This window comes from Celeribacter indicus, from assembly GCF_000819565.1.
Lineage (GTDB): Bacteria > Pseudomonadota > Alphaproteobacteria > Rhodobacterales > Rhodobacteraceae > Celeribacter > Celeribacter indicus.
Map to the genome: position 1 here is coordinate 2305957 of NZ_CP004393.1, position 23157 is coordinate 2329113.

At 66.4% G+C, this 23157-nt stretch carries 26 protein-coding genes and 1 tRNA gene; 22 read left to right on the forward strand and 5 right to left on the reverse strand.

All coding sequences use genetic code 11. From position 1 onward, the window contains the following. Nucleotides 1-17 precede the first annotated feature (17 nt). Together P73_RS24410 and P73_RS24965 are read left to right on the forward strand one after the other, a co-directional pair. Nucleotides 18-404 (forward strand): HVO_A0114 family putative DNA-binding protein, encoded by a 387-nt coding sequence (locus tag P73_RS24410; RefSeq protein ID WP_052453212.1) that lies wholly within the window; start codon nt 18-20, stop codon nt 402-404. Beyond that, the gene (locus P73_RS24965; protein ID WP_074743233.1) at nt 401-2059 is read left to right on the forward strand and encodes a recombinase family protein; all 1659 of its coding nucleotides are present in this window, start codon (nt 401-403) and stop codon (nt 2057-2059) included. Before P73_RS24410 ends, P73_RS24965 begins: the two co-directional genes overlap by 4 nt. Here P73_RS24965 and P73_RS11620 read toward each other — a convergent pair. Further along, nucleotides 2021-2110: transfer RNA gene (locus P73_RS11620), tRNA-Ser, on the reverse strand. The genes P73_RS24965 and P73_RS11620 overlap by 39 nt on opposite strands. Before the next feature lie 184 nt (nt 2111-2294). On the opposite strand from P73_RS11620, the gene P73_RS11625 reads away from it, so the two are divergent. From P73_RS11625 to P73_RS11660, 8 genes are all read left to right on the forward strand, one after another. Further along, the gene (locus P73_RS11625) at nt 2295-3179 is read left to right on the forward strand and encodes a DUF2059 domain-containing protein (RefSeq protein WP_052453213.1); all 885 of its coding nucleotides are present in this window, start codon (nt 2295-2297) and stop codon (nt 3177-3179) included. A 270-nt stretch (nt 3180-3449) separates the two neighbouring features. Then, the gene (locus P73_RS11630; RefSeq protein ID WP_043869677.1) at nt 3450-4034 is read left to right on the forward strand and encodes a 50S ribosomal protein L21; all 585 of its coding nucleotides are present in this window, start codon (nt 3450-3452) and stop codon (nt 4032-4034) included. Between the two features lie 22 nt (nt 4035-4056). Then, entirely contained in the window at nt 4057-4326 is a 270-nt protein-coding gene (gene rpmA / locus P73_RS11635) for a 50S ribosomal protein L27 (protein WP_043869678.1), read from the forward strand. 226 nt (nt 4327-4552) lie between these two features. Then, entirely contained in the window at nt 4553-5101 is a 549-nt protein-coding gene (locus tag P73_RS11640) for a GNAT family N-acetyltransferase (protein ID WP_052453214.1), read from the forward strand. A 295-nt stretch (nt 5102-5396) separates the two neighbouring features. Continuing rightward, a complete protein-coding gene (locus P73_RS11645; protein WP_043869679.1) occupies nt 5397-5633 on the forward strand; it encodes a hypothetical protein in 237 nt (78 codons plus the stop codon). A gap of 25 nt (nt 5634-5658) precedes the next feature. Next, a complete protein-coding gene (obgE, locus tag P73_RS11650; protein ID WP_043869680.1) occupies nt 5659-6705 on the forward strand; it encodes a GTPase ObgE in 1047 nt (348 codons plus the stop codon). Further along, on the forward strand, nt 6693-7793 hold the full coding sequence (proB, locus tag P73_RS11655; RefSeq protein WP_043869681.1) for a glutamate 5-kinase: 1101 nt from the start codon (nt 6693-6695) through the stop codon (nt 7791-7793). The genes obgE and proB overlap by 13 nt, the downstream gene beginning before the upstream one ends. Further along, the gene (locus P73_RS11660) at nt 7790-9058 is read left to right on the forward strand and encodes a glutamate-5-semialdehyde dehydrogenase (RefSeq protein WP_043869682.1); all 1269 of its coding nucleotides are present in this window, start codon (nt 7790-7792) and stop codon (nt 9056-9058) included. Before proB ends, P73_RS11660 begins: the two co-directional genes overlap by 4 nt. A gap of 27 nt (nt 9059-9085) precedes the next feature. Here P73_RS11660 and P73_RS11665 read toward each other — a convergent pair whose 3' ends face one another. Then, a complete protein-coding gene (locus tag P73_RS11665) occupies nt 9086-9685 on the reverse strand; it encodes a histidine phosphotransferase family protein (RefSeq protein ID WP_043869683.1) in 600 nt (199 codons plus the stop codon). Between the two features lie 44 nt (nt 9686-9729). Between P73_RS11665 and P73_RS11670 the strand changes: the two genes are divergently transcribed. From P73_RS11670 to olsA, 3 genes are all read left to right on the forward strand, one after another. Then, nucleotides 9730-9909, forward strand: a complete 180-nt coding sequence (locus P73_RS11670) for a DUF3553 domain-containing protein (RefSeq protein ID WP_043869684.1) — start codon at nt 9730-9732, stop codon at nt 9907-9909. A 150-nt stretch (nt 9910-10059) separates the two neighbouring features. Next, nucleotides 10060-10839 carry an L-ornithine N(alpha)-acyltransferase gene (gene olsB, locus P73_RS11675; RefSeq protein ID WP_043869685.1) on the forward strand — a complete coding sequence of 260 codons (780 nt, stop codon included), beginning with the start codon at nt 10060-10062 and terminating at the stop codon, nt 10837-10839. Further along, the gene (gene olsA, locus P73_RS11680; protein ID WP_052453215.1) at nt 10836-11681 is read left to right on the forward strand and encodes a lyso-ornithine lipid O-acyltransferase; all 846 of its coding nucleotides are present in this window, start codon (nt 10836-10838) and stop codon (nt 11679-11681) included. Before olsB ends, olsA begins: the two co-directional genes overlap by 4 nt. A 7-nt stretch (nt 11682-11688) precedes the next feature. On the opposite strand, the gene P73_RS11685 is transcribed toward olsA, so the two are convergent. Next, nucleotides 11689-12315: a thiamine phosphate synthase gene (locus P73_RS11685; RefSeq protein ID WP_043869686.1), complete on the reverse strand. Its 627-nt coding sequence runs from the start codon at nt 12313-12315 to the stop codon at nt 11689-11691. Between the two features lie 123 nt (nt 12316-12438). On the opposite strand from P73_RS11685, the gene P73_RS11690 reads away from it, so the two are divergent. Further along, nucleotides 12439-13188 carry an RNA methyltransferase gene (locus P73_RS11690; RefSeq protein ID WP_043869687.1) on the forward strand — a complete coding sequence of 250 codons (750 nt, stop codon included), beginning with the start codon at nt 12439-12441 and terminating at the stop codon, nt 13186-13188. A gap of 31 nt (nt 13189-13219) precedes the next feature. Here the strand turns inward: P73_RS11690 and P73_RS11695 are convergent, their stop codons facing one another. Then, complete coding sequence (locus P73_RS11695; RefSeq protein ID WP_043869688.1) at nt 13220-13642, reverse strand: SH3 domain-containing protein; 423 nt, start codon at nt 13640-13642, stop codon at nt 13220-13222. Between the two features lie 222 nt (nt 13643-13864). On the opposite strand from P73_RS11695, the gene ctaA reads away from it, so the two are divergent. The 3 genes from ctaA to P73_RS11710 are packed head-to-tail and all read left to right on the forward strand — an operon-like array spanning nt 13865 to nt 16918. Further along, the gene (ctaA, locus tag P73_RS11700; RefSeq protein ID WP_043869689.1) at nt 13865-15010 is read left to right on the forward strand and encodes a heme A synthase; all 1146 of its coding nucleotides are present in this window, start codon (nt 13865-13867) and stop codon (nt 15008-15010) included. Nucleotide 15011: 1 nt separating this feature from the next. Then, nucleotides 15012-16496, forward strand: a complete 1485-nt coding sequence (locus tag P73_RS11705; RefSeq protein WP_043869690.1) for a carboxypeptidase M32 — start codon at nt 15012-15014, stop codon at nt 16494-16496. Beyond that, on the forward strand, nt 16496-16918 hold the full coding sequence (locus tag P73_RS11710; protein WP_043869691.1) for a PaaI family thioesterase: 423 nt from the start codon (nt 16496-16498) through the stop codon (nt 16916-16918). The genes P73_RS11705 and P73_RS11710 overlap by 1 nt, the downstream gene beginning before the upstream one ends. Nucleotides 16919-17062: 144 nt before the next feature. Here P73_RS11710 and P73_RS25640 read toward each other — a convergent pair whose 3' ends face one another. Next, nucleotides 17063-18061 (reverse strand): nitroreductase family protein, encoded by a 999-nt coding sequence (locus tag P73_RS25640; RefSeq protein ID WP_043869692.1) that lies wholly within the window; start codon nt 18059-18061, stop codon nt 17063-17065. A 304-nt stretch (nt 18062-18365) separates the two neighbouring features. Between P73_RS25640 and P73_RS11720 the strand changes: the two genes are divergently transcribed. The 5 genes from P73_RS11720 (at nt 18366) to P73_RS11740 (ending at nt 23121) form a co-directional block, all read left to right on the forward strand. Next, complete coding sequence (locus P73_RS11720) at nt 18366-19130, forward strand: aspartate/glutamate racemase family protein (RefSeq protein ID WP_043869693.1); 765 nt, start codon at nt 18366-18368, stop codon at nt 19128-19130. A gap of 4 nt (nt 19131-19134) precedes the next feature. After that, the gene (locus P73_RS11725; RefSeq protein ID WP_082033211.1) at nt 19135-20037 is read left to right on the forward strand and encodes an ABC transporter permease; all 903 of its coding nucleotides are present in this window, start codon (nt 19135-19137) and stop codon (nt 20035-20037) included. Beyond that, complete coding sequence (locus P73_RS11730; RefSeq protein ID WP_043869694.1) at nt 20037-20843, forward strand: ABC transporter permease; 807 nt, start codon at nt 20037-20039, stop codon at nt 20841-20843. The genes P73_RS11725 and P73_RS11730 overlap by 1 nt, the downstream gene beginning before the upstream one ends. A gap of 30 nt (nt 20844-20873) precedes the next feature. Beyond that, the gene (locus tag P73_RS11735) at nt 20874-21974 is read left to right on the forward strand and encodes a type 2 periplasmic-binding domain-containing protein (RefSeq protein WP_043869695.1); all 1101 of its coding nucleotides are present in this window, start codon (nt 20874-20876) and stop codon (nt 21972-21974) included. 73 nt (nt 21975-22047) lie between these two features. Further along, complete coding sequence (locus P73_RS11740; RefSeq protein ID WP_043869696.1) at nt 22048-23121, forward strand: ABC transporter ATP-binding protein; 1074 nt, start codon at nt 22048-22050, stop codon at nt 23119-23121. The last annotated feature ends 36 nt before the right edge of the window (nt 23122-23157 follow it).

Sequence of the window (23157 nt, forward strand, 5' to 3'; positions counted from 1 at the left end):
GAAGATCGAGTCTTGCCATGTCCACATTGAAAGTCGGGATCGCCGATCCCGAGGAAATGAAGGCCCGCACCATGCGTATCGCGCGTGGCGAGGAAAAGCCGAGGCCCGGCGAGCCGACCGTCTGGTTCGTTTCCACGACATCCTTCGCCAAATTCATGTCAGCGAGCAATTGCGAGATGCTGCGCATCATCCACGAACAACAGCCGTCCTCATTGGAAGACCTGGCGCAGATGACCGGCCGCGCCAAGTCCAACCTGTCCAGAACCCTCAAGGCCATGGTCGGATACGGCCTTGTGCGCATGGAAAAAGGCCGGGGTCTGAGACTGGTCCCAAAGCTCGTTCATGACCGGGTGGAACTGGTCTTGCCCCTGATCGAGCCTCGCAGGAAAGGAACCCGCAAATGAACCTCCACAATCCCAATGTCGCCCTGCGGGCCGCACTCTACCTGCGCGTCTCGACCAGCCGACAGGCCGAACATGACGTGTCGATCCCCGACCAGCGCAAGCAGGGCGAAGCCTATTGCGAGTCTCGCGGCTATCAGCTCGTGGAAACCTTCGTCGAGCCGGGCGCATCGGCGACCAACGACCGCCGCCCCGAGTTCCAACGGATGATCGAGGCGGGAACGTCCAAGCCCGCGCCTTTCGATATTGTCGTGGTCCACAGCTTCTCGCGGTTCTTCCGCGATCACTTCGAGCTTGAGTTCTACGTCAGGAAGCTGGCGAAGAACGGCATTCGCCTCGTCTCCATCACGCAGGAGATGGGCGACGATCCCATGCACGTCATGATGCGGCAGATCATGGCGCTGTTCGACGAATACCAGTCGAAGGAGAACGCCAAGCACGTCCTGCGCGCCTTGAAGGAAAACGCGCGGCAAGGCTTCTGGAACGGCTCGCTGCCGCCGGTCGGTTATCGCGTCGTCGCGGCCGAGCAGCGCGGCGCGAAGGTCAAGAAGAAGCTGGAAATCGACCCGCTGCACGCCGACACCATCCGCCTGATCTATCGTCTGGCGCTGGAAGGCGACGGCGATTCCGGCCAGATGGGCGTCAAGGCCATCGTCAAGCATCTGAACGGCAAGGGCATCTTCACCCGCGACGGCGGCCGTTGGGGCGTCGGCCAGGTTCACCGCATCCTGACCCGGCGCACCTATATGGGCGAGCATCAATGGGGCAAGAACCGGAAGAACAAGGCGGACAAGGAAGCCGATGAAATCGTCATCGTGCCGGTGCCGCCGATCATCGACCGCGATACCTTCGAGGCGGTGCAGAAGCTCCTACAGGCCCGCAACCCCAAGACCGAATTGCCCGCGCGCGTCGTGATCGGTCCGACGCTGCTGACCGGCATCTGCTATTGCGGCAATTGCGGGGGCGCGATGACCATCCGCACCGGCAAGAGCGGCCGCTATCGCTACTATGCCTGTTCGATCCGGGCGCGTCAGGGCGAAACCGGCTGCAAGGGGCGCGCCATCCCCATGGACAAGCTCGACACCATGGTTGCCGGTCATATCGAGGAACGCCTGCTCGATCCCGACCGGCTGGAGAAGCTGCTTGGCAGCGTCCTCGGCCGCCGAGAAGATCAGGCCGAGCGCCGCCGCCAGCATATCGCCGAATTGCAGCGGCGAGCCACCGAATCGGAATTGCGCCTCAAGCGTCTCTACGACGCCATCGAGGCGGGGGTCGCCGATCTGGACGATCCGGCGCTGACCGAACGCATCGCCGGCCTCAAGGTCATCCGCGATCAGGCGCGGGCCGACGCCGACCGGGCACAGGCGCTGCTCGACAGTCCCGGTCACAGCGTCGTCAGCCCGGCGATGATCCGGCAATTCTCGCAGATCGCCCGCGACCGTATCCGGGATCGTGAGGGCGGCTATCGGCGGGATCATTTGCGCGCCCTGGCGCAGCGAGTCGAGGTCGCAGACGATGCGATCCGCATCATGGGATCGAAAACGGAACTGCTGAGGACGCTCGCGGGCGGCAAAGTGCGGCAATCGGCGGCGATTGGCGTGCCCAGAGGCGGACTGAAGTGGCGGAGAGACAGGGATTCGAACCCTGGGTCCCCGTGAAGGGACAACGGTTTTCGAGACCGCCCCGTTCGACCGCTCCGGCACCTCTCCGCGAAGGGTCTGGAGCGGTGATTTAGCCGCGCTTTCGGGGCGGTGCAACCCCCTTTCGTGACTTTCTTTTGGGCGAAACCGTGCCGATCGCCGCCGGCATGCGGCCCCCGGCCAAGATCGCATGGCTTTTGCGTGGGGCTTCGGTTACCTCTTGGTAACGGATTGGGTGCAGAATGGGGATCACATGACCGACACCGCACGCATATCGCCTGCCTCCGGGCTGAGGGCTCTCGCCGTCTTCCTGTTCGTGGCGCTGCTCGCCGTCGCGACCGGCCGGGCCGCGATGGCCGAACCCGCGAAACAGGGGGCGGATCTCGACGCGCTGATGGAGGCGCTGCTCTTCCGGGAGGTTTCGGAGGTGCTGGCGGCGGAGGGGCGCGACATGGCGGACGATTTCGCCGAGGCCGGCTATGGCGTGCCGGAGGTCGCGTGGCGGGAGATGCTGACCCGGCTCTACGATCCGGCGGTGATGGCGCGCGCCTTCCGCAGGGAGATGGGCGCGGCGCTCGAGGGCGCGGATCTCGCGCCGATGGTGGAGTTCTACCGCTCCGATCTCGGCCAGCGGATCGCGCGGCTCGAACTGGAGACGCGCAAGGCGCTGGCGACCGAGGAGGCGCAGGCGGCGGCGGGGGAGGCCTGGGCGGAGCTCGATCCCGACACCGAACGCGCGCGGCTCATCGAATCCTATGTGCAGGTCAACGACCTGGTGGAGCTCAACGTGGTCGGCGCGATGAACAGCGACATCGCCTATTACCGCGGCCTCTGGATGGACGGCATGCCGCAGGAGGAGGGGATGACGGACGGCGAGATCCTGAGCGAGATCTGGGCTTCCGAACCCGAGGTGCGGGCCGATGTCTCCGAATGGGTCTACGGGTTCTCGACCCTGGCCTACGACACGTTGAGCGATGCGGAATTCGCCGATTACATCGCCTTCGCGCGGACGGAGCCGGGCCAGCGGCTCAACGCGGCGCTCTTCGCGGCCTTCGACGGTGTCTATGAGGATCTGTCCCGCGGCCTCGGGGCGGGGACGGCACGGCTGATGCGGGATTACGAGGGCGAACAGCTCTGAGGCCGGGGCTTCGGCCGCGGCGGCGGCGGTCGGCCCGATCGGGCTTGACTTTCCGGCCGCGATTCAGGATATACGCGCCACCCGGCGGACCGAGATGGTGCGACCGGGTGATGTGTTTTTCGGGGGACGGATGTGTCGCCATCGGCGCGCGAGGCCCCGCGGAAGGCAGAAAATGACAATCTCGTCCCCCCGAGGGGCGCGCTGTTCGAGGCAGTCAACACCGGGACGGACCGGGGCCACAGGACGCGGGTAAATCGAAAGGAAGACTGCATGTTTGCGGTTCTGAAAACCGGCGGCAAGCAATACAAGGTGCAGGCGGGCGACGTCCTGCGCGTGGAAAAGCTCGCGGCCGATGCTGGTGAGAAAATCCAGTTCAACGAGATTTTGATGGTCGGCGGCACCATCGGCGCCCCCCTCGTCGAAGGGGCGGGTGTGCAGGCCGAGGTGATCGACCAGATCAAGGGCGAGAAGCTGATCCACTACGTGAAGCGTCGCCGCAAGCACTCCTCGCAGCGCAAGAAGGGCCACCGCCAGCAGCTCACGCTGCTCCGCATCACCGACATCCTCGAAGCCGGTGCGGAGAAATCCGGCGTGAAGGCCGCGGTGGGTGCGGGCTCTGCCGCTCCGACGGCGACTGCGGCGCCGAAAAAGGCCGCCGCGAAGGCCGAAGCTCCGGCGGCCGCCGGGGGCGACGACCTCACCGCGATCACCGGCGTCGGTCCGGCCGCTGCGAAAAAGCTCAACGAGGCCGGCATCACCACCTATGCGCAGCTCGCGCAGCTCGACGCCGACACGGTCGAAGCGACCAAAGTGAAGCCCGAATGGGTTGAACAGGCCAAAGAGCTGGCCAAGTAAGTTACCGTAAGGAGAGAACACCATGGCACATAAGAAAGCAGGCGGTTCGTCCCGGAACGGTCGCGACTCCGCCGGTCGCCGTCTTGGCGTGAAACTGTTCGGCGGCCAGGCCGCCATCGCCGGCAACATCATCGTGCGCCAGCGCGGCACGAAGTTCTGGCCGGGCGAGGGCGTCGGCCTTGGCCGCGACCACACGATCTTTGCGACCACCGACGGCACGGTGACCTTCCGCAAGGGTCTGAAAAACCGCACCTTCGTGGACGTGCTTCCGGTGGCGGAGGCCGCCGAGTAAGCCGACCCCGAGACAGGGACGACGACATCGGGGGACCGGCGCAGGCCGGTCCCTTTCGCATATGAGGCGCCCGGTGCGCAGGGTCGCGATGCGGTCTTCGCGCCATCTTCGGGCGATCAACATCGCGTTAACCGGGCTGTCATACATTCGGGGGATGCTTACATGTGGCTTTCGCGGCGCGGCCAACGCGGCGCGGAATGAGGTTTTCGGGAGGAAGGAAATGGATATGCAGGTTCTGACGGAGGCGCCGGAGCGTCCCGCCCAACAGGTGATCGAGACAGAGCGCTTCGTGCTGCGCCCGCCACGGACGTCGGATGCGGGGCTTCTGTCGATGTATGCGGGCGATCTGCGGGTGGCGCGCAACTCGCGCTCCCTGCCGCACCCGATGCCGCCGGGCGCGACGGAGGCCTTCGTCGCCCGTGCGCTGAAGCCCGAGACGGAGGAAAAGGTCTGGATCCTCGACGGCTCCGATCACGGCCTGTCGGAAGTGCTCGGCGTGATTTCCCTCAAGCCGCTCGACCGCGACCAGTGCGAGGTTGCCTTCTGGGTCGGGCCCTCCTTCTGGGGCACGGGGCTCGCCCGCACCGCGCTGCGCGCGATCGTGGAGGCGAACCCGCTCGCCTGCAAGACGATGTTCGCGGCGATCTTCCAGGACAATCAGGCCTCCGCGCGCGTCGTCACCGCCTGCGGCTTCGCCTATATCGGCGATGCGGAGGCCTATTCCGTGTCCCGCGGCGCGCATGTGCCGACCTGGACCTACCTGCGCAAGCTCTGAGGCTCGGGGCCTCCGGTCGGAACGCCCCCGACATGCGCGACGCGACACGTGCCGCGGTTCGCATGATCCCGTGCCACGGGCGGCCCGGATGTGCCGCCTGCGCTGACGTGATCGGGGAGCGCAGACGGCTGTCCCGCGCGCCTTTCCGTTGTCCGGTCCCGGTGCGACGGGTGCGCAGGGACTGTCGTGCGCTGTTTCTCGTCTTCGCGGCGACGTCCGGTGCGGATCGCGGGCACCGCCCGCGGAGGCCGCGGTCGGCTCCTGACGGGGGTGCTGATGCCGGGGGCGCGGCGTCATGCCCAAGGCGGCGGAGGCCGAGCCGGCCGGCCATTTCCGCGACCGGGCGGAAGAGACCGGCGCAGGCGGGGTCGCAGAGAAGGCGCGGCGCGCCATGGGCCGTGTCGGGACCGGTCAAGCCCTCTCTGCCTGCCTCGCCCGCGGGCAGGAGGCCGCGCGCATCGAGATGATCCCCGCGCGCGGGCTTTGCGGCGCGAAACGGCAATTGAGTTTGGCCCGCGCACGGGCTACATAGCGCATCTGAACCAAAGGATGTCGCGATGAAATTTCTCGATCTGGCAAAGGTCTATATTCGCTCCGGCAGCGGCGGCAACGGCTGCGTGTCGTTCCGGCGCGAGAAGTTCATCGAGTTCGGCGGCCCGAACGGCGGCGACGGCGGCACCGGCGGCTCGGTGATCGCGGAGGCGGTCGAGGGGCTCAACACGCTGATCGACTTCCGCTATCAGCAGCATTTCTTCGCCCAGAACGGGCAGGGCGGCATGGGCAACAACCGCACCGGCAAGGACGGCAAGGATATCGTGCTGCGCGTGCCCGTGGGGACGGAGATCCTCGACGAGGACGAGGAAACGGTGATCGCGGACCTGACCGAGGTGGGCCAGAGCGTCGTGCTCGCCAAGGGCGGCAACGGCGGCTGGGGCAATGCGCGGTTCAAGACCTCGACGAACCAGGCGCCGGCGAAGGCCAATCCGGGCCAGCCGGGGATCGACCGGACGATCTGGCTGCGGCTCAAGCTGATCGCGGATGCGGGGCTTCTGGGCCTGCCGAACGCGGGCAAGTCGACCTTCCTGTCGGTGACCTCGAACGCGCGGCCGAAGATCGCGGATTATCCCTTTACCACGCTGCACCCCAATCTCGGCGTCGTCGGCATCGACGGGGCGGAATTCGTCGTGGCCGATATTCCCGGCCTGATCGAGGGCGCGTCCGAGGGGCGGGGCCTTGGCGACCTGTTCCTTGGCCATGTCGAACGCTGCGCGGTGCTGCTGCATCTCGTGGACGGCACGTCGGAGGATGTGGTGGCGGATTACGACACGATCATCACCGAGATCAGCAATTACTCGGACGTGCTCGGGGACAAGCCGCGGATTACCGTCCTGAACAAGACCGACGCGCTGCTCGAGGAGGAGATCGCGGAGAAGCGCGCGGCGCTCGAGACGGCCTCGGGCGGGCGCGTCTACACCATGTCGGGCGTGTCGCGCGACGGGGTCGACCAGGTGCTGCGCGCGCTCAAGGCGGAGATTTCCATGGACCGGCTCAGGCTGAAACAGGCCGGGGACGGGGAAGAGGACGACCAGCCTTGGCAACCCTGAGTGAGGCGAAACGCATCGTCGTGAAGATCGGCTCGGCGCTGCTCGTCGAGCGGGGCGAATTGCGCGCGCACTGGCTCGAGGGGCTGGCGGCGGATGTGGCGATGCTGCGGGCTCGCAGGGCGAAGGTGATCCTCGTCTCCTCCGGCTCCATCGCGCTCGGGCGCGGCATCCTGGGCCTTCCGCCGGGGGAATTGCCGCTCGAACAGTCGCAGGCTTCGGCCTCCGTCGGGCAGATCCGGCTGGCGCGCGCCTATCAGGAGGCGCTGGAGCCGCACGGGATCACCACGGCGCAGGTGCTGCTGACGCTCGAGGACACGGCGGACCGGCGGCGCTATCTCAATTCGCGGGCCACGCTCGACGCGCTTCTGGCACTCGGCGTGGTGCCGATCGTGAACGAGAACGACACGGTGGCCACGGACGAGATCCGCTATGGCGACAACGACCGGCTGGCGGCGCAGATCGCGGTGACGGTGGGGGCGGACCGGCTCGTGCTCCTGTCCGATGTGGACGGGCTCTACACCGCCAATCCGGCGGTCGATCCGCAGGCCCGCCACCTGCCGGTGGTCGACCATGTCACCCCCGCGATCGAGGCGATGGCGGGCGAGCCGGTCTCCGGCGTCTCCAAGGGCGGGATGAAGACGAAGATCATGGCCGCGAAGACCGCCATCGGCGGCGGCTGCGCGATGGCGATCACCCAGGGTGCGGTGGACCGCCCGCTTCGGGCGCTCGAGAACGGTGCGCGGGCGACGTGGTTCCTCGCCCACGAGGATCCCGACCGGGCGCGCAAGCGCTGGATCGGGGCGATGAAGCCGAAGGGCGAGGTGCATCTCGACGCGGGGGCCGTGCGCGCGCTCGGCCAGGGGCGGTCGCTGTTGCCGGTCGGCGTGACGGAGGTGGTCGGCCATTTCGGCCGCGGCGAACCGGTCGTGATACTCGGACCCGACGGTGTGCGCATCGGGCTCGGGCTGTCGCGCTACACCTCGGAGGAGGCGGAAGCGATCAAGGGCGCGCATTCCGAAGACATACAGGCGATCCTCGGCTATCCGGGCCGGGCCGCCTTGATACACAGGGACGATCTGGTGCTATGACGGGTGATATCGACGTGAAGGAACTCATGGCCGGGCTCGGACAAAAGGCGAAGGCGGCGAGCGCGGAGCTTGCCAGCGCGCCTGCCGAACAGAAGGATGCCGCGCTTCTGGCGGCGGCGGATGCGCTCTGGTCGCGGCGGGAGGAGATCATCGCGGCCAATGAGAAGGATCTCGCCTTCGGGCGCGAAAAGGGCCTGACGGAGGCGATGATGGACAGGCTCACGCTCGACGAGTCGCGCATCCGCGGCATCATGGACGGGCTGCGCGCCATCGCGGCGCAGAAGGATCCGGTGGGCGAGGTGATCGCGGAATGGGACCGTCCGAACGGGCTGCATATCCGGCGCGTGCGCACGCCGCTGGGTGTGATCGGCGTGATCTATGAAAGCCGTCCGAATGTGACGGCGGATGCCGGCGCGCTGTGCCTGAAGGCCGGGAATGCGGTGATCCTGCGCGGCGGGTCGGAGAGTTTCCACAGTTCCGGCGCGATCCACGCCTGTCTCCTGGAAGGACTGCGCAAGGCCGGGCTGCCGGAGGACGCGATCCAGCGCGTGCCGACGCGCGACCGTGCGGCGGTTCAGGAGATGCTGCGCGCGGTCGAGTATATCGACGTGATCGTGCCGCGTGGCGGCAAGGGGCTCGTGGGGCTGGTGCAGCGCGAGGCGCGGGTGCCGGTATTTGCCCATCTCGAGGGGATCGTTCATATCTTCGTCGATGCCTCCGCCGATCCGGAAAAGGCGATGCGCGTGGTGGTGAACGCGAAGACGCGGCGCACCGGGATCTGCGGCGCGGCGGAATGCCTGCTGATCCATCGTGACATCGCCGACACGCTGGGGCGCGACCTGATCGCGGCGCTGGTGGACAAGGGCATCGAGGTGCGCGGCGATGCGGCGGTGCAGGCGCTGGACGGGGCGGTGACGCCCGCGACCGAGGAGGACTGGGGGCGCGAATATCTCGACGCGGTCATCGCCGCGAAGGTGGTCGATGACGTGGACGCGGCGATCGCCCATATCCGGCGCTATTCCTCGAGCCACACGGATTGCATCATTTCGGAAACCCCCGAGAACGTCGACAGGTTCTTTTCCCGCCTCGACAGCGCGATCCTGATGCACAATTCCTCCACCCAGTTCGCCGATGGCGGCGAATTCGGCATGGGGGCGGAGATCGGCATCGCCACGGGCAAGATGCACGCCCGCGGACCGGTGGGGGCCGAACAGCTCACGAGCTTCAAGTATCTCGTGACCTCCGAGGGCGCGACGCGATCCTGAGGCGGAGCGGCGCGCGGGCGGGACGGCTCAGGCCGTCAGCGTGAGCTGTCCTTCGCCCGTCGCATGGCCGATGCGCCGCCCGAGGGCGGCCGCCTGCATCGGGGCGAGCAGGAACTGGACCTCGGACGGGCGCAGGCCCTCCGCCGGGGACAGGGCGTCGAGCCGGGCCCAGAGATCGGGCGCGGGGGCAAGCCGCTCGGCCTGGGCGCACACGCTCCATTGCCCTCCGGTCCGTCCGATCCGGATTTCGCCGCCGCGGGGCAGGGCGGTCTCCACGCACATCGTCATCAGGCAGGCGAGCTTCACTTCTTCGCGCGGCATGTCCTCCGGCACCTCCCAGCGATATGTGAGGCGCGGGGTGGCGATCCCCTTGAAAACGCCGGCCATCTCCCTGCGCGAGGTCATCTGTCCGGGAGAGGCCATGCCGAAGGCGATGCGAAAGAATCGCACGCGGGCATTTGCATTCTCCACGCTTTCGGAGATAAGGCTGATTTCGGGACCGGCGGCGGCGCCGGACATCGCGAGCAGTTCCACCCCGTTCGAGATCGCGCCCACCGGGCTGATCAGGTCGTGGCAGATGCGGGAGCCGATCATGGCGGCGATGTCGCGGGCAAGTGTGTCAGTCATTTTGTCTCCTCGTTCGGGGATGACCTGGGAAAGGCGGGATGGCCATGGACGATCTCAACGCGATGCTGGAGCCGGGGCAGATGGTCCGCCATCCGACCCAAAGCGACTGGGGCCTCGGGCAGGTGCAGTCCAATATCGGCGGCAAGATCACCGTGATGTTCCAGCATGCCGGCAAGGTCGTGCTCGACAGCCGTCGGGTGGCGCTCCTTCCTGTGTTCGGGTGAGGCACGAAACCCCTTTTCGCCTCATGGTCGCTGAGCCGTGATGTCAGATCAACCTTGACGCGAGGCGGCGCTGCGCTTTTCCCATTTTGTTGCATCAAGATCAACAAAACCTTAAAACCCGTCCACCGATGAGAAAGGACCGGCGCGAGAATGAGTTTGGAGCAGCCGCGATTTCGATTGAAATTCGCCGAGACCGAGGCGGAGCTGCGGGCGGCGCAACGTCTGCGCTACCGCGTCTTCGTCGAGGAGCTGGGCTCGGACGGGGAGATGGTCGATCACGCGGCACAGCTCGAGGCGGACCGGTTCGACCCGGCCTACCGGCATCTGATGCTCGTCGATCCGGCGCGTTCGGCGGATCCGCTCGACACCTGCGTCGCCGTCTACCGGCTCCTGTCGCAGGACAAGGCGGAGGCGCTCGGCGGGTTCTACAGCGAAGGCGAATACGATCTCACGCCGCTCAAGCGGTCGGGCAAGCGGCTGCTCGAGCTCGGGCGCTCCTGCGTGGCGAAGGACTATCGCGGCGGACCGGCGCTGTTCCAGATGTGGGCGGGGCTTGCGCGCTATGTCATCGAGGAACGCTATGACGTGCTCTTCGGCACGGCTTCCTTCTTCGGCGCGGATGTGGCGCGGCACGCGGAGGCGCTGTCGCTGCTGCATCACCGCCATCTCGCGCCCGAGGCGCTGCGCGCCCGCGCCCTGCCGCAGCATTTCCAGAGGATGGACCTCGTGCCCGAGGCGGAGATCGACCGCAGGCGCGCCATGCTCGCGATCCCGCCGCTGATCAAGGCCTATCTGCGCCTCGGCGGGACGGTGGGCGAGGGCGCCTATGTCGACCGGGCCTTCAACACGGTCGACGTGCTCCTGATCCTCGACACGGCGCAGATCTCCCCGCGCCAGCGCGCGCTCTACACGCAGGAGGCGCTCGCATGAGCGCACCCTCCTGGGAGAGCCCGATCCCGCCCGCGCCGCCGCGCGCGGTGCGGTTCGGCACCTGGCGGGCGGTGCGCCGGGGCCTGCCGGTGGTTCTGATGATCCTCCTCTGCCTCCTCGCGATGCTCGCGACCCGCGCGGTCGAGGCGCTGCTGGTGGGCCGGCGGCGACCCTGGTCCCCGGTGTTTCCGCGCGTCGTCTCGCGCAATGCCCTGCGCCTCATGGGGATCGGGCTCACCGTGACGGGCCGCCCGATGCGCCAACATGGCGCGGTCGTCGCCAACCATTCCACATGGCTCGATATCTTCGTGCTGAACGCGGTGGAGCGGGTGTTCTTCGTCTCCAAGGCGGAGGTCGCGGGCTGGCCCGGTATCGGCCCCCTCGCGAGGGCGACGGGCACGGTGTTCATCACCCGCGATCCGCGCGAGGCGGGCAAACAGAAGGCGCTGTTCGAGGAGCGTCTGCACCTCGGCCACAAGCTGCTGTTCTTCCCGGAGGGCACGTCTTCGGACAGCCTGCGCGTCCTGCCGTTCAAGCCGACGCTGTTCGCCGCCTTCTTCGCCCCGGAGCTGCGCGAGGAGGTCTGGGTGCAGCCGGTGACGGTGCGCTATGTCGCGCCCGCGGGGGAGGATCCCCGCTTCTACGGCTGGTGGGGAGACATGGCCTTCGGCCCGTCGCTCATGCAGGTGCTGCGCGCGGCGCCGCAGGGGCGGGTGGAGGTGATCTTCCACGATCCGATCGCGGTGAAGGACGTGGCGGGGCGAAAGGAGATGGCGGCGCGCTGCGAGGCGGCGGTGCGCGCGGGGTTGCCCGAGGTTCCCGCGCCCTATCGCGACGCCTGAGGGCCGTTCATCCCATCGCGGCGATCAGCGCGCCCAAGGCCCCGACCGGATCGTCCTGAGACCAGATTTCGTCCCCGATGGCGAAGAAATCGGTCACCGGGGCGAGATCGCGCACCAGATCGGCCGACAGCGCGCCCTCGGCCACTACCGGCACCTCGATCATCGCCGACCACCATTCGAACAGCTCGCGATCCGCCCGCGTGCCGTCTCCGAGACCGGTCTCGCCCACCGGCCCGAAGGCGACGTAATCCGCGCCGATCTCGCCCGCGGTCATGCCGTCGTGCCGCGATGCGCCGCAGAAGGCGCCGACGATGGCATCCTCGCCCAGGACCTTCCGCACCTTGCGGATCGACCGGGGGCCGTCGGTGAGGTGCACGCCGTCGAGCCCGTGGCGTTCGGCGAGGCCGACGTGGCTTTCGATCACGATGGCCACGTCGCGGGCGTGACAGACCTCGCGGCAGGCGTCGGCGGCGCGGCCGAGCTCGTATTCGTCCTTCGAGGCGAGCGCGAGGCGCACGCAGGCGACGGGATGGGCCTCGAGCACGGCGGCGAGCCGGGGGGCGAAGCTCTCGGGGTCGAAGGCGGTGGGGGTCAGCAGGTAGATCTGCGGCAGGTCTTTTCCCGGCTCGGGCATTTCTCGTCGGTCCTCGAAGGGTTTCGCCCCCTATAGCGCAGCCGGGCGGCGGGCGGAAGCCTTGCCGCCCTGCCCATTTGCGCCTATCACGCGGGCCGAATGCCGTCTGTCCGGGAGATCCTCATGTCCGAACCGCTCGCGGGGCCTGCGCCCGCCTTCATCCTCGTGCGTCCGCAGATGGGCGAGAATATCGGCGGGGCCGCGCGGGCGATGTGGAATTTCGGTCTCGACCGGATGCGCGTCGTGGCGCCGCGCGACGGCTGGCCCAACCCGAAGGCGGTGGCGATGGCCTCGGGCGCCGGGCGGCTTCTGGACGAGGCGGGGCATTTCGGGTCCGTGCGCGAGGCGGTGGCGGATTGCGACTATGTCTTTGCCACCACGGCGCGGATGCGGGGGATTACCAAACCCGTGATGACGCCCGAACGCGCGATGGAACATGCCCGCGCGCTCGCCGCGCAGGGGCGCAGGGTCGGCGTGATGTTCGGCCCGGAACGCGCGGGCCTCGAGAACGAGGATGTGGTGGAGGCGAATGCGATCGTCACCGTGCCGGTCAACCCGCTCTTTCCCTCGCTCAACCTCGCGCAGGCGGTGCTGCTGATGGCCTATGAATGGGGGCGGCAGACGAGCGAGGCCGCGCCCGAGGTGACGGAAATGGCCAAGACCGACTGGGCCGGTCATCTCGAGGTCGAAAAGCTCGGGGATCACTACGAGGAGGCGCTGGAGCAGGCGGGATTCTTCTTTCCGCCGGAAAAGGCCGAGGGCATGAAGCTCGTGCTGCGCAACCTCTGGAGCCGGATGCCGCTCACGAAATCGGACGTGCAGGTGTTCCACGGCATGATGCGCCAGATGAGGCGGTGGAAGGAGCGGGGATGACACCTGCTCCCGGCCAGGGCAATGGCCCGCGTCAGTTGTTCTGGATCACCAGCGGATAGGGCCCGTCATAGGGCCGCCCCTGGTCGAGCGGCCGCGGGGTCACCACCCGCGGGGCCGTCACCGGCGAGAGGTAGGAGGCCGAGACCCAGAGCGGGTTCGCGTTCGGCGTCGGCACCACCTGCACCCAGTTGCCCTGGCGGTCGAGCTCGTAGAGCACCGTGCCCGGCGCGAAGGTGCGCACCGCAGAATATCCGGTGCCGGGGCCGGACCGGGCGTTGAGCGTCACGCCGCGCACGACATAGTCGCCCTGCGGATTGGCCGCGTCCTGATAGGCCTGCGGCGCGTTCGAGCCGATGTAGTTCTGGTTCACGCTCTGCGCCCCGGCGGCGAAGGGGGCGGCGAGAAGCGCCCCGCCGAGGGCACAGGCGGTCAGCTTGCGGGTCAGTCGGGTCATGTCGACCTCCTTTTCGCATGGGGCTCGTGCGGAGCCGGTCTGACGGAAGAACGCCGCGACCCCGCCCGCGCGTTCCCCGGCCGCCTCCCACGATTTCGTGACGCCGCGCGGCGCCTCCCGCACGCCGTCGCAGGCCGGTGCGCCACCATGAGTGCTTGCCCTCCGCGCGCCGCCTGCCTAGGGTCTGCCGCAGCAACGCGGGGTTCGCAGAAGGGATCGCACATGGCGCAGAAACGCAGCATTTTCGAGGAGGTGACGACGGATGAGAAACCCGCCGCCGCGCCGCGGGGCGGACTCATCGAAAAGGGCCGCGGCGGCGCGCGCCGGGGCATCCGCCTCTGGCTTCTGGTGATCTTCGCGCTCGTCATGGCGATGATCGCGGTGGGCGGGCTGACGCGGCTCACCGATTCCGGCCTCTCGATCACCGAATGGAAGCCCGTGACCGGGGCGATCCCGCCGATGGACGAGGCCGCCTGGCAGTCGGAATTCGAGAAATACCAGCAAATCCCCGAATACCAGATCCAGAACGCGGGCATGACGCTGTCGGAGTTCAAGTCGATCTACTGGTGGGAATGGGGCCATCGCCAGCTCGGCCGGGTGATCGGCCTCGTGTGGGCCGTCGGATATGCCGGCTTCGCCCTGGCGCGCCGGGTGCCGGCGGGCTGGCACAGGCGCCTGATCCTGATCGGCGCGCTCGGCGGGCTTCAGGGCGCGATCGGCTGGTGGATGGTGTCCTCGGGGCTCGAGGGCGAAAGGCTCGACGTCGCCTCCTACCGGCTGGCGACCCATCTCGGCCTCGCCTTCGTCATCCTCGGGTTCATCGCCTGGTATGTCTTCCTTCTGGGGCGCAGCGAGCCGGAGCTGATGCAGGCCCGGCGCGCGCGCGACGGCAAGCTCTTCGGCATGTCCACGGGCATGCTGCACCTCGCCTTCCTCCAGATCCTCCTCGGCGCCCTCGTCGCCGGCATCGACGCGGGCCGCGGCTATACGGACTGGCCGCTGATGGGCGGGCAGGTGCTGCCGCCCGATCCGTTCGACCTCGCGCCGGTCTGGCGCAATTTCTTCGAGAATCCCGCGCTGGTGCAGTTCATCCACCGCTGCGTCGGCTATCTTCTGTTCGCCTATGGGATCGTCGTCATGCTCAAGGGCCGCAAATCGGCCTATCGCGTGACGGCGGGGGCGTTCACGCTCATGGGAGCGGTGCTGTTCCTTCAGGTCGTGCTCGGGATCATGACCGTGCTGCACGGCGCGCCGCTGGCGCTCGGGCTCGCGCATCAGGTGGGGGCGGTGGCGCTGTTCGTCGCGATCCTGCACGCACGCTTCCTCAGCCAGTATCCGAAATCCCAATCCGTCCGGGAGGCCCGCTGACATGGCACATTTCGACGATCTGATGGCCTATGACCGGGAGACGCAGGCGCTCGCGGCGATCATGGGGCGGCTGTCCTGGGACCAGGAGACGGTGATGCCGCGCGGTGCGGCCGAGCAGCGCGGCGAGGAGATGGCCGCGCTCGAGGCGGTGCTCCACGCCCGCCGGGTCGATCCGCGGCTGGGCGACTGGATCGCGGCGATCGACGAGGCGTCGCTCGACGATTTCGGGCGCGCCTACATGCGCCACATCCGCCGCGACTACGCGCGCAACACGAAGGTGCCCGCCCGGCTCGCCGCGGAGATCGCGCGCGTCACCTCGGTCGCGCAGGGGATCTGGGCGGAGGCCCGCGCCCGCGATGATTTCGCCCATTTCGCCCCCACCTTCGAGGAGGTCGTGCGCCTGCGCCGGGAGGAGGCGGCGGCGCTCAGGGAGGGGACGGATCATGCCGATCTCTGGGACGCGCTGCATCAGGATTACGAGCCGGGCTCCTCCGGCGCGGCGCTCGAGGCGATGTTCGGCGCGCTGCGCCCGCGTCTCGTGGCGCTCCGCGACCGCATCCTCGGCGCGGAGGCACCGAAGGCGCTGTCCGGCAGCTTCGACGAGGACCGGCAGATGGCGCTGACCGAAGGGCTCGCGGGCGTCTTCGGCTACGATTTCTCCCGCGGGCGGATCGACAAGGCGGTGCATCCCTTCTCCTCCGGCTCGGGCCTCGATGTGCGCATCACGACGCGGACCAATCCCGAAGACCCGCTCAACTCGATCTATTCCACGATCCACGAGACCGGGCATGCCTGTTACGAACAGAACATCTCGCCCGACTACCTGCTTTCGCCGCTGGGCGCGGGCGTCTCCATGGGGGTGCATGAAAGCCAGTCGCGGATCTACGAGAACCAGCTCGGCCGGTCGCGCGCCTTCACCGAATATCTCTACGGCCAGATGCGCGAGACCTTCGGCGACTTCGGCATCGACAGCGCGGAGGCGTTCTTTGCCGCCGTCAACCGCGTCACCCCCGGTTTCATCCGCACCGAGGCCGACGAGGTGCAGTATAACCTGCATGTCCTCATGCGCTTCGATCTGGAACGCGAGATCGTCAACGGAACGCTCGAGATCCGCGACCTGCCGGAGGCGTGGGACGCGCGGTTCGCGGCGGATTTCGGCGTGACGGTGGACCGGATCTCCAACGGGTGCCTTCAGGACGTGCACTGGCCGGTGGGGCTCTTCGGCTATTTCCCGACCTACAGCCTCGGCAATGTCTATGCCGGATGCCTTCACAAGGCGCTGCGGGCGGATGTGCCCGATCTCGACGCGCAGCTGTCGCGCGGCGACACGACGGGCGCGACCGGCTGGCTCAGGGACAACCTCCAGCAGTACGGCGGGCTGCGCGCGCCGCGCGAGACCGTCGTGCACGCCTGCGGCTTCGAACCCTCGGAACTCCCGCTCCTCGACTATCTCGAGGAGAAATTCGGCGCGATCTACGGGGTCTGATGAAGAACGTGACGGACAGGGCGGCGCTTGGCGCCTTCCTCGCCGCGGAGTTCGGCGAGGTCGCCGACATTCTCGGCGTCGAGTCGGTGAGCGAGGAGGCGGTGACGCTGCGGCTCACGCCGGATGCGCGGCATCTGAGGCCCGGCGGCACCGTGTCGGGGCCGTCGATGTTCCTGCTCGCGGATGTGGCGATCTACCTCGCGATCCTCGCGAAACTCGGCCCGGTCGCGCTCGCGGTCACGACCAACGCGCATATCGACTTCATGCGCAAGCCCGCCGCGGGGGTGCCGCTACTGGGCGAGGCGCGGCTCATGAAGCTCGGGCGGAGCCTCGCGGTGGGGCAGGCGACGATCCGCAATCCGGACGAGGCGGCGATCCTCGCCCATGCCTCGATGACCTATTCGATCCCGCCGGTGCGTTAGGCGTTCGGTCCCGGCATCTTCGGAACGTGGATGTGGCGGACCTGCCGCGGTACGCCAGGACATCGCCACCATTGTCATTTGTGCGGAGGAATGAAGCCATTGCCCGTCGGAGATTTCCGATACGGAAGTTCCCGCACATCCGGATCATTCCGCAAGCGGCTGATCGAAGCTGGCCGCATATGACAGGGGTTTGCGCTGCGAGACCGGCACGCGCAGTGTATCGGGCAGGTTGCCGAAACCGATCAGCGTGACGATCAGTTCGCTCTCTGGCAGACCGATCAGGCGGCGGAGCTCGCGGTCGCGTCCCTTGCACTCCGACCAGTTGAGCATGACCGCACCAAGTCCTTCGGCATGAAGCCCGTAGACGAAGCTCATGGCGAACAGACCGCCATCGATCCAGCCCTGGTAGCGCTCCGTCGCCTGCTCCCAGTGCGCCAGGTCGGAGGTGATGACCGCCACGCCGCCAAGCTGGTCTCCGAAGCCGCGATTGCCGGACTGCAATGCGAGGATGCGGGCACAGGCGTCCGGCCGGGTCCAGATGCGGGCGCGGCAGGTTTGGCGATTGCAGGAGGACGGCGATTGCTGGGCTACCTGCACCGCGCGTTCTATGGAATCGGCGGGGACGGGGCCGGGCGCATAGTTGCGGATGGAGTGGCGGGCCTCGGCAAAGCTCAGGAAGTCCATCCTGCCGCGGGCCCGGATGTCTTCGGCGCTCACCTCTTCGCTGCCGCCGCGCAGCCCGTTGCGTTCGAGCGCTGCATATCCCTCCACCACCTCCGTCAGGCGGCTCAGGTCCAGTTCGGCGCCCGCGTTGTGTCGCAGGTAGCTTTCCAGCGTGCGCAGCGCGATTTCAGTCGTGGCGTCGGGTCCGAAGCTCGCCAGATAGGTGTCGACATCCTCGGCGAGTTGCTGTGCCCGGTCCAGCCCCCGGCCCTGCACCGTATCACGAAGCGACATGCCGTATTCCAGGAAATGCAGACCGATGGCAATGCGCGCCCGCAGGTTTTCCCGCGTCTTGGCCGCATCGGTAAAGGACGCGCGCCAGAACCGGCCTGCGTCGTACAGGTTGTTGCCAATCAGTTCCGTAAGAAGGCGTAAGCGCTCGCGAAAGGGCGGTCGGCGTTCGGGAAAGGTCCGGGGCATGGTTGAGACTCCGTTCTGATATGAGGCGGAGTCTGTGAATTGTTCAGCGTACTCGCAAGAGAGCGGCAAAGGCCGGATAGGTGGCAGCCTTGTGCAGTCGTATTTTATGGCTGAATTCATCATTTTGAAAATAAAAGTTAAAATTGCGTACCCCTATCCGAAAGGATTGGTCTTCGGATCAATTCCGTTCCTGGAATGCTCCGTAACAGTCGCGAACCTATTCGCGAAGTGCCTTTCTAACAGGCGCGTCGGGATGACAGCCTTTGATCATCTACCAACCCAATGTTTCGAGAGGGGGTCGGGAATGGAACGTCAGGTTCATGTTCGTGTCGTGTCGCCAATTACCACGCTTGGTTTTCGCCGAAAGGACACACTCAAGAGCCTCGAGGCGCCGGGGCTGACGGTTTCGGCCACGCAGATTTCCAGGGGACCGGGGTCGATCGAAAGCGAATACGAAACCGCGATGGCGGTTCCGGACACTGTGGTCCGGATCGTCGAGGCCGAGCGCGAAGGGGTGGACGCCTGTATCATCGACTGCATGGGCGATCCCGGTCTGCGCGCCGCACGGGAGGCGGTGACCATTCCGGTACTGGGCCCCTGTCAGACCGGCCTGCATGTGGCGGCGATGCTGGGACAGAAGTTTTCGGTCCTCACTGTGCTGCCGCGCCTGATCCCGCAGTTCGAAAACGCTGCGGCCTTGGCGGGTCTCCCGTCGCGCCTGGCCTCGGTGCGATCTCTCGACATTCCCGTGCTGTCGCTGGAAGACGATCTCGCCGCCACGCAATCGGCGCTGGTGGATGAGGCGCAGCGGGCGGTGGAGCAGGACGGGGCACATGCGGTGGTCTTCGGCTGCACCGGCCTTATGGGCTGTGCGGCCGGGTTGCGGGCCGGACTGCTCGCGCGGGGGATAGACATTCCGGTGATCGACCCGATCCCGACGGCAGTGAACATCGCCGTGGCGCTGGTGCGCAGCGATCTCAGTCATTCGACCCTGACATTCCCGCTGCCGCCGGTCAAGCCGATGCCGGGCTACGACATGCCCGATCTGCATACGAAAGCGGCGGAGTGATGCGATGGCGGAATTGACGGCGGATCGGGTGTGGATGCGTCAGCGGCCGGCGTGGTTGCTGCCGAACATGTGGTGGCTGGTGGTGCCCGCGATCCTTTTCATCGTACTGTTCTTCCTGATACCGGTCCTGTCGCTCTTCGCATCGAGCTTTGACGAGGCCTCGCCCGGCGTCCTCACCTTTCAGGGACGGCTGAGTTGGGATAATTACGAGCGGATCTTCACCCGCCCGCTCTATTACACCGCGATCTTTCGGTCGGTCTGGATCGGGATGGCGGTGTCCCTGATCTGTCTGGTGGTCGGTTACCCGCTCGCCTTCGTCATCGCCCGAAGCATGCGGCCCGGCGTCGTGACGCTGCTGACCATCCTGGTGCTTGCCTCGATGCAACTCGATATGGTGATCCGGCTCTATGGCATGATGGTGTTGATGGGCGACCGGGGGCTGATCAACTCGGGCCTTTTGGCGCTGGGGCTGATATCGGAGCCATTGCCGCTGATGTACAATGCCTTCGGGGTGATCCTGGGGCTGGTACAGGTGACCTTGCCTTATATGATCTTGTCTCTGATCGGCACGATCAGGTCGATCGACCCGGCGCTCGAGGAGGCTGCACGCAGCCTCGGCTCTTCCCGCTGGCATGTGATGCGCACGATCACCTGGCCGCTGTCGCTGCCCGGCGTCTATGCGGGAACGCTGCTGGTCTTCGCGCTGGCGATCTCGTCCTACGTGGTGCCCGCGCTGATGGGGGGCTGGAAGGTCATCACCCTGCCGATCCACATCTATCAGCAGATCGCGGAGGTCGGGCGCTGGCAGTTCGGCGCGGCGGTGGCGGTTGTCCTGTTCCTGACATCGCTGTTCGCCATGGCGCTTTACATCCTCGCGCTGCGCCGCAATGCCGGAGGTCGCGTGTGATGAACGAGATCAATCCCGTTCCGTTTGCTTTTCGGCTGCTCGCCGGGCTCGCGCTTCTGGTCCTGCTCGTGCCGGTGGCCATCGTAGTGATGGCAGGGCTGAACTCCGGAGAATATCTGACTTTCCCGCCCGAGGGGATCTCGTTGCGCTGGGTGAAAGGATTCTTTGTCTCGCCCACATTCCTTCCGGCGTTCAAGCTGTCCTTCGGGCTGGCGCTGGTCACGACGCTGGTATCCACTGTGCTGGGCACCTTGGCGGCGGTGTTCCTGACCCGCACGAGGAGCAGGGCGCGGGAACTCCTCCGGGGTCTGTTCATCCTGCCCGTCATCCTGCCTGGAGTGGTTTTGGGGCTGGCACTCTATGTGTTCTACATCTGGACGGATATCGGCCTTGCCCGTAGCCTGACTGGCCTGCTGATCGGTCACGTCCTGGTCACGATGCCTTTCGTGATTGCCACGGTCACCGCATCGCTGGTGGATTTCGATCTTTCCATCGAAGAGGCGGCGCGCGCCTTGGGTGCCACTGCGGCGCAGGCATTCGTCAAGGTCACCCTGCCTAACATCGCGTCCGGCATCACCGCCGGCACGATCTTCGCCTTCATCGTCAGCTTCGGCCAGTTCGAACTGACGCTGTTCCTGTCCACTCCCGATCTGCAAACCCTGCCGATCGCCATGTACACCTCGCTGCGCTACGCCTTCGAACCTACGGCCGCGGCGGCGGGGATCTTTGCAATCTTTCTCGTCACCGTTTCGACATTGCTCACGTCCCGCCTCGTCAACCTCAAGAAAATGTTGCGCCGGCGTTGAACCGGCCTTTTCCAGCAAGGAGAGTGAACCATGACGATGTCCAACAAGGGCCTCAGCCGACGTAGCCTGCTCAGGACCGGCGCCGCCGCCGCCGGGGTCAGTCTGTTCAATATCAATCACGCCTGGTCGCAGGATGTGACCTATGACGGCGACGTCTTTGACGCGGGCGGCGCCGTGCTGAACCTGGCCGAATGGGGCGGCTATTGGCAGGAGACGCAGAACGCGCTGCTGCTCGATCGATTCCAGAAGGACTTCAACTGCCAGATCCGCTATGACAGCACCTTTCCCTGGTTTCCGAAATTCGTCGCTGGCGGGGCGGAGCATCCGCCCGTCGATCTGGCCAACTGGAACATGCCTGAAATGTTCAAGACCTCCGCGGCGGGCGACTATTTCATGGATGTGGAAGAGATCAAGGCAAACGTGCCGAATACCGCCAAGCTGTGGGACTTCGCCTCGCAGACGGGGGTCGGCGTGACGTGGGCTTTCTCGCGCTATTGCTACGTCTATCGGACGGACACGGGCGTGACGCCGGCGGGTTTCAAGGATTTTTGGCTGCAGGACTACGCCGGAAAGCGCGGCACCTACATCACCTCCAACACGTTGCAGATGATGTTCTTCATGGCGGCCGCGGCAGCCTTCGGTGAGGGCGAGACGGATTTCGCGGCCGGATATCAGGCGATGCGCGATGCCATGCCGATGAAGATTTCCGATTTCACGGGCAACATGGCGACGCTGGTGGAGCGCGGCGAGGTCGAGATCGCGGTGCAGTCCGATGCCGAGGCTCTGTTGCAGAAGGAAAAGGGCGTTCCGGTCGATCTCTATTATTGGGATGAGTACAAGGGCATCCTGACGCAGACCAAGACGATCAGCAAATATGCCGATCCGATGAGCAAGAAGCTCAGCTTTGCGCTGCTCGATCGCTACCTCGACGCCGACTACCAGACCGCCTTTGCCGACACGTTCTGGATGCGTCCCTCGAACCGGGAGGCCGTGATCCCCGAGAAGATGGCCGCGCTTGGCGTGGTCAACAGTGCGGATGCGACCGACGGTCTGCATATCCCCGACTGGCAGGCGTACCTGGACGAAGAAATCGACATCGTCGAAACCGTGAACGAGATCTTCGGATCGTGATTCCCCGGGCGGCGTGACCCGGCCCGGGTAGCCGCTTTTCCTCTATAACCGAAAAGAACGAGGTGGCTGCGCCGTGTCCGACATCCGGCTCGAACAACTGACCAAGACCTATGCGGAGGCCGTTGCGGTCGAAGCCGTAACGCTGCATATCGAGGAGGGCGAGTTCTATGCGCTGCTCGGTCCCTCGGGCTGCGGCAAATCGACGACCCTGCGGATGGTGGCAGGCTTTGTCAAACCCTCCGCCGGGCGGATCGTCATTGGCGGCGAGGATGTGACGGCGCTGCCTCCCGAAAAGCGCGATGTCGGTATTGTGTTCCAGAATTATGCGATTTTCCCGCATATGACCGTGGCCGAGAACATCGCCTTCGGTCTGAAGCTGCGCAAGCGGTCGCGGATGGAGATCGACACGGCGGTGAAGGCCGCGGTGGCGCAGGTGGGCCTCACGGGGTTCGAGGATCGTTACCAGCGGAACTTGTCGGGTGGGCAGCAGCAGCGCGTGGCGCTGGCGCGAGTCCTGGTGACGAGGCCGCGCATCCTGCTTCTGGACGAGCCGCTCTCGGCACTCGACAAGGCGCTGCGGGAAGAAATGAAGTTCTGGATAAAGAGCCTTCAGCAAGAACTTGGTATCACGACGATTTATGTCACTCACGATCAGGACGAGGCACTTACGATGTCGGATCGGATCGGGGTGATGCGTGGGGGCCGTGTCGAGCAAAGCGGTACGCCGACACAAATATACGAGGATCCGTCCACCCTGTTCGTCACCACCTTTATCGGACAGTCCAATGTTCTGAATGGCACCTGCCTCGAAGCCGCCGATGGCCGGGCGTCCCTGCAACTCGCGGATCAGGTTCTGATGGCGGGTGTCAGGCATCACATTCCGAAGGGAACCGCGGTCCGGCTGGTGATCCGTCCGGAGAATGTATTGATGGGGGCCGAGGCCGAGGAGGCGGGTGTGCCGGTGATGCAGGCGCGCGTCCTGGGGGAGACCTATCAGGGGGCGACGGTGCGCTACCGCCTCGATCTGGCGGGGCAGGAGGTGGTGGCCGAGCGCCAGAACCAGGTGCACCTGGTCCGGTGGCAGCCCGGCGAGTTTGTGAATATCGGCTGGTCGCCCGTCCGCGCGCGTCTTCTGCCGGCCGGTTGAGACCGGCGACTCATGAAGTTTTGAAAGTGAGAGGAC

What these genes read in the sequence shown, in the direction of transcription:
- P73_RS11710 (WP_043869691.1), top strand. Translation starts at nt 16,496, where the DNA reads ATGAAGAACGTGACGGACAGGGCGGCGCTTGGCGCCTTCCTCGCCGCG.
- P73_RS11670 (WP_043869684.1), top strand. Translation starts at nt 9,730, where the DNA reads ATGGACGATCTCAACGCGATGCTGGAGCCGGGGCAGATGGTCCGCCAT.
- P73_RS25640 (WP_043869692.1), bottom strand. Translation starts at nt 18,061, where the DNA reads ATGCCCCGGACCTTTCCCGAACGCCGACCGCCCTTTCGCGAGCGCTTA.
- P73_RS11735 (WP_043869695.1), top strand. Translation starts at nt 20,874, where the DNA reads ATGACGATGTCCAACAAGGGCCTCAGCCGACGTAGCCTGCTCAGGACC.
- P73_RS11685 (WP_043869686.1), bottom strand. Translation starts at nt 12,315, where the DNA reads ATGCCCGAGCCGGGAAAAGACCTGCCGCAGATCTACCTGCTGACCCCC.
- olsB (WP_043869685.1), top strand. Translation starts at nt 10,060, where the DNA reads ATGAGTTTGGAGCAGCCGCGATTTCGATTGAAATTCGCCGAGACCGAG.
- P73_RS24410 (WP_052453212.1), top strand. Translation starts at nt 18, where the DNA reads ATGTCCACATTGAAAGTCGGGATCGCCGATCCCGAGGAAATGAAGGCC.
- obgE (WP_043869680.1), top strand. Translation starts at nt 5,659, where the DNA reads ATGAAATTTCTCGATCTGGCAAAGGTCTATATTCGCTCCGGCAGCGGC.
- P73_RS24965 (WP_074743233.1), top strand. Translation starts at nt 401, where the DNA reads ATGAACCTCCACAATCCCAATGTCGCCCTGCGGGCCGCACTCTACCTG.
- P73_RS11725 (WP_082033211.1), top strand. Translation starts at nt 19,135, where the DNA reads ATGGCGGAATTGACGGCGGATCGGGTGTGGATGCGTCAGCGGCCGGCG.
- P73_RS11625 (WP_052453213.1), top strand. Translation starts at nt 2,295, where the DNA reads ATGACCGACACCGCACGCATATCGCCTGCCTCCGGGCTGAGGGCTCTC.
- olsA (WP_052453215.1), top strand. Translation starts at nt 10,836, where the DNA reads ATGAGCGCACCCTCCTGGGAGAGCCCGATCCCGCCCGCGCCGCCGCGC.
- P73_RS11695 (WP_043869688.1), bottom strand. Translation starts at nt 13,642, where the DNA reads ATGACCCGACTGACCCGCAAGCTGACCGCCTGTGCCCTCGGCGGGGCG.
- P73_RS11720 (WP_043869693.1), top strand. Translation starts at nt 18,366, where the DNA reads ATGGAACGTCAGGTTCATGTTCGTGTCGTGTCGCCAATTACCACGCTT.
- P73_RS11690 (WP_043869687.1), top strand. Translation starts at nt 12,439, where the DNA reads ATGTCCGAACCGCTCGCGGGGCCTGCGCCCGCCTTCATCCTCGTGCGT.
- rpmA (WP_043869678.1), top strand. Translation starts at nt 4,057, where the DNA reads ATGGCACATAAGAAAGCAGGCGGTTCGTCCCGGAACGGTCGCGACTCC.
- P73_RS11630 (WP_043869677.1), top strand. Translation starts at nt 3,450, where the DNA reads ATGTTTGCGGTTCTGAAAACCGGCGGCAAGCAATACAAGGTGCAGGCG.
- P73_RS11665 (WP_043869683.1), bottom strand. Translation starts at nt 9,685, where the DNA reads ATGACTGACACACTTGCCCGCGACATCGCCGCCATGATCGGCTCCCGC.
- P73_RS11645 (WP_043869679.1), top strand. Translation starts at nt 5,397, where the DNA reads ATGCCCAAGGCGGCGGAGGCCGAGCCGGCCGGCCATTTCCGCGACCGG.
- P73_RS11660 (WP_043869682.1), top strand. Translation starts at nt 7,790, where the DNA reads ATGACGGGTGATATCGACGTGAAGGAACTCATGGCCGGGCTCGGACAA.
- P73_RS11730 (WP_043869694.1), top strand. Translation starts at nt 20,037, where the DNA reads ATGAACGAGATCAATCCCGTTCCGTTTGCTTTTCGGCTGCTCGCCGGG.
- ctaA (WP_043869689.1), top strand. Translation starts at nt 13,865, where the DNA reads ATGGCGCAGAAACGCAGCATTTTCGAGGAGGTGACGACGGATGAGAAA.
- P73_RS11705 (WP_043869690.1), top strand. Translation starts at nt 15,012, where the DNA reads ATGGCACATTTCGACGATCTGATGGCCTATGACCGGGAGACGCAGGCG.
- P73_RS11640 (WP_052453214.1), top strand. Translation starts at nt 4,553, where the DNA reads ATGCAGGTTCTGACGGAGGCGCCGGAGCGTCCCGCCCAACAGGTGATC.